Source organism: Ideonella azotifigens, from assembly GCF_006519715.1.
GTDB classification, from domain to species: domain Bacteria; phylum Pseudomonadota; class Gammaproteobacteria; order Burkholderiales; family Burkholderiaceae_C; genus Ideonella; species Ideonella azotifigens.
Genome location: NZ_VIDT01000561.1, coordinates 1 through 3,636 on the forward strand (window position 1 = coordinate 1; position 3,636 = coordinate 3,636).

2 protein-coding genes are annotated in these 3,636 nt (G+C 69.3%); both read right to left on the minus strand.

Features of this window, described 5'->3' with window-relative positions:
- Positions 1–3,398 (minus strand): KGGVGR-motif variant AAA ATPase (locus FKP22_RS24055; RefSeq protein WP_141290195.1); only part of this gene is annotated, 3,398 nt, incomplete at its 3' end.
- Between the two features lie 12 nt (positions 3,399–3,410).
- The coding region (locus tag FKP22_RS32595) for a helix-turn-helix transcriptional regulator (protein ID WP_211361554.1) at positions 3,411–3,636 on the minus strand (226 nt) is incomplete at its 5' end.

Below are 3,636 nucleotides of genomic sequence, written 5' to 3' on the forward strand. Positions count from 1 at the left end.
TCGGGACTGAACGCAACGCTCTGAACCCCGTCTTCGTGGCCTTGCAACACGCGCAACACCTGCCCGCTGGCCGCGTCCCACAGCCGCACGCTGCGGTCCCCCCCCGCGCTGGCCAGCCAGCGGCCATCCGGGCTAAACGTCACAGCGTTGGCTGCGCTAACATGGCTTTGCCCAGGCGCCAGCCGCAATTGGGGCCAGGGTGGCTGGCAGTCCTGCGCCTCAGGCCAGTGTTGGGCCGAGCGGGCGGTCAGCCCCTGCCGCAGGGCACCATCCAGCCGCGGCCGGCCGCCAGCATGGGACAGGTGGGCCGCACGCAGATCGGCCTGGCCAAAATCGACGCCGTCCAGTTCGGCCAGGGCCAAATCGGCATTGAGCCATTGCGACTCGCGTGCATCGCTGCCCACCAGCTTGAGCCAGGGTGCCTCCGTGTCGTTGAAGCAAGCGCCGCGCAGGCGGGCCGCTGACAGATCGGCCTTCGACAACACGGTTTGGCTCAGGTCCGCTCGCTCCAAGGTGGCGCCGCACAACTGGGCGCCGTTGAGCACCGCGCCGCGCAGCGTGCTGCCGGTCAAATCAGCGCCCGCGGCTCGCAGGTTGGGCAAGGCCATCTCGCTGAGGTCCAGGCCCTGCAGGTTGGCCGCCTCCGGCAGCCAGTCTTCGTGCGCCGGGTCTGCCCCCTGAGCAAGCGACAAGCGGCCCAGGTGATGGCCCAGCAGCAGCGCATTGACCCGCGCCGCCGCTGCGGCGACAGGCTGGCGCTGAGGCTGCAGCAGGCTGCGCACTTGCTGCTGCAGGGCCTGCCGCTGCGGGCCGGCCTCGGCTCCAGAGCCTTGGGCCGGCACGAGATCATGCACAAAACTGCAGACCTCGGCGCTCAGTTGAGGAATGTCCAGCACCGCTGCGAAGTCGGCATCGTCAGGCCCCAGGCAGGCCGCTGCCTTGATGCGCCGGGCCAGAAAGTACTCCAGAAAGCTGCGGTGCGAGAAGCCGTAGTGCCCATCGGGCGTGCGCGATAAAAAGGCTGCGGTGCGCAGTTCCACATCCAGCTGGTTGGGGTCGAGCTGGCCGCGCCAATCGCTGCGCTGCTTGACCAGGGCATACAAGTCACCGTAATGCAGCCGGTGGCCCACGCGCTGCCACAGCAGCCAGGCCAGCTCTTCGAGCACGCTGCGCAGCGTGTCGCTGCTGCTTTGGCGCTCGGCGGGCTTGAACTCGTCCAGCCAGCGATTGGTGTAGCTGAGGTACAGCGCGCCGGTGCTGAGCGCCTGGCCGCCCTGGGTCTGGCGTTCTTTCAGCGCCGGCAGGGTGGCGATGATGATGTCCAGCAGCTGCGGCCGGTCGCCCAGTTCCAGCAGCTTTTGCTGCTGCAGGAAGGCCATGGCCTCGCTGCCTTGCTGCCGGCCCAGGCGCAGCGTCAGAAACTGCCGCACCTGCCGCGGCGTGAACAGGGCCAGCGAGCGGATGTCGCCATCAAAGCGCTGGGCCACATCCTGCAAGGCCGAAGGCGCCAGCCTGTCGGTCTGGCCGTGAGCGGCCAGCAAGGCATCACCATGGTCTTTGAAGAACTGCTCGCGGCAGGTGACCAGCACGCGGTTGCCGCCGGCGGTGTCGCCGGCCTGGGCGCTGATGCCCACCAGCATGCGGAACTGCTCCACCACGCTGCGCCCGGCCGTGGCGATGCCCATTTCGTCAAAGGCATCAAAGATCAGCACGATGCGCCCGCGCTGCACCAGGTGCAGCAGCACGCGCGGGTCTTTGCGCTGACCGGTGGCCTGCTGCCAGCGCTCGGCCAGCAGTTCATCCAGCCGCACCTTGTTGGGAAAGTCGCGCAGGCTCACCCGCAGCGGCACAGGGGCCTGGCCATCATCGCGCGCGCGCTTGGCCAGTTCGTAGGCCAGCTTGAGCGTGTAGGCGGTCTTGCCGGTGCCGTAGTCGCCCAGCAGCACCCACAACCGGCTGCCGCGGCCCTTGGCCCATTCCAGGCCGTGGGCCACCAGGTCGGTGATGCCGGCTTGCTCGGCACCTTCTGGCCGGGTGCGCTGGTCCACATAGCTGCTGGCCAGCGGGCCTTGCTCGAAGTCGGCCACCAGCTGGTGCAGGTAGCGGTCCACGTCCAGCAGGCGGCGCTCCAGATCCTGCGGCGTGACGGCCGTGATGCCCAGGTCTTTGGCGCTGGCCAGCGCGGCCGGCGAGAAGGCGCGGGCCACCACCATACCGCGGGCGTGCAGGGCCTGGGCCTGCGGCTTGCTGAGCCACAAGCCCAACAGATCGACCACTTCCTTGCTGACGGCCTGGCGATGGTCTTTGCACTCGACGAAATAGGTCAGCGTGTCCAGGCCCGATTCAATGCGGGCCAGCAGGTCCACGCGGTCGGGGCCGATCAGTTGCTCGCGCTCGACCGTGTAGCCCAGCAGGCGCAGCAGATCGGCCACGCGGTCTTCAAAGCGCTTGCCCTGGGCAGCGCGCGAGCCACGCGGGTCGGACCGGTCGCGCTCAAACACGTCCGGTCGCGCCTCGCGCTCAGCCTGGGCCGCGGCCTGGTCGGCGAACAGCGTGGCCACAAAGGCCGACAGGTCGGCGCGCACACGCTCGTAGTCCTGGGCCACACGGCGTTGCGGCTGCAGGATCAGCAGCTCTTCGCCAAAGGGCAGGCTGGGGTCGTAGCCGATCTCGCGCACCGAGGCGATGTCGGGCACGCCCAGCGCATCGGCCCAGACGCGCTTGCCGGCTTCGACCAGTGCGGGATCGTCCTGCGGAATGGGGGATGCCACCGGAAACAGCTGCAGATCGGTGTTGCTGGGGCGCAGGCTGCGATCAATGCCCTTGAGCGACTTGAACACCCGGCCCAGGCCGGCCAGGTTCTGCCGGCCGTAACCACCCACCAGCACCGTGGCATCGGGCAGCACGCCGGCCAGCAGGGCCCCCAGGTCGGTGAGGCCCGTGCGGGTGTCGATCAGCACATGGCGGTAGCCAGCCCGGCCCAAGTGCTCAAACAACTCCTGAAACAGCGCACGGCCCGGCTCGGCGCCACTGCCCAGCAGATAGGGCCAGTCGATGCCGAAGTACAGCGCTGCGGCATCGGCCTCCTGGCCATGGGCCGGCAGCAGTTGCAGATCGGTGAACGGCGTGGGGCGCAGCAGTTCGTCGAAGCGCTGCAGATCCTGCGGGCCCACGGGCCGGGCCTTGTCGGCCTGCCAGGTGCCCAGCCATTCAAAGAAGCCCTTGCGGTGGCCCTCCACGCCCAGGGCGCGGATGTGGTGCAGGCCCGGGGCCTCGACATCCAGATCCCACAGCAGGGTCTTGCCTTCGCGGGCCAGGGCCACGGCCAGGTTGGCTGCCAGCAGGCTGCGGCCGACGCCGCCCTTGTAGCTGTAGAAGCTGATGACGGCTGGGCGCATGCGGGTCAGTGCTCAGGCGGCCCGGCCGAACACCTGCACGGCCAGGTGCAGGGGAGCGGCAGCGGTGGACGGGGTCTTGGCGGATGGTTGGGCGGGGGCCGGCTGCGCCTCGGCCTGGGTGGCCCAGCTCACCCAGTTCTCCTGCCCCTGGCGCTGCCGCAACACCCGGCCGCGGCTTTCCAGCACACCCAGGATCTGGCTGACCCGGCCAGCGCTCAGACCCAAGTGGGCGGCCAAG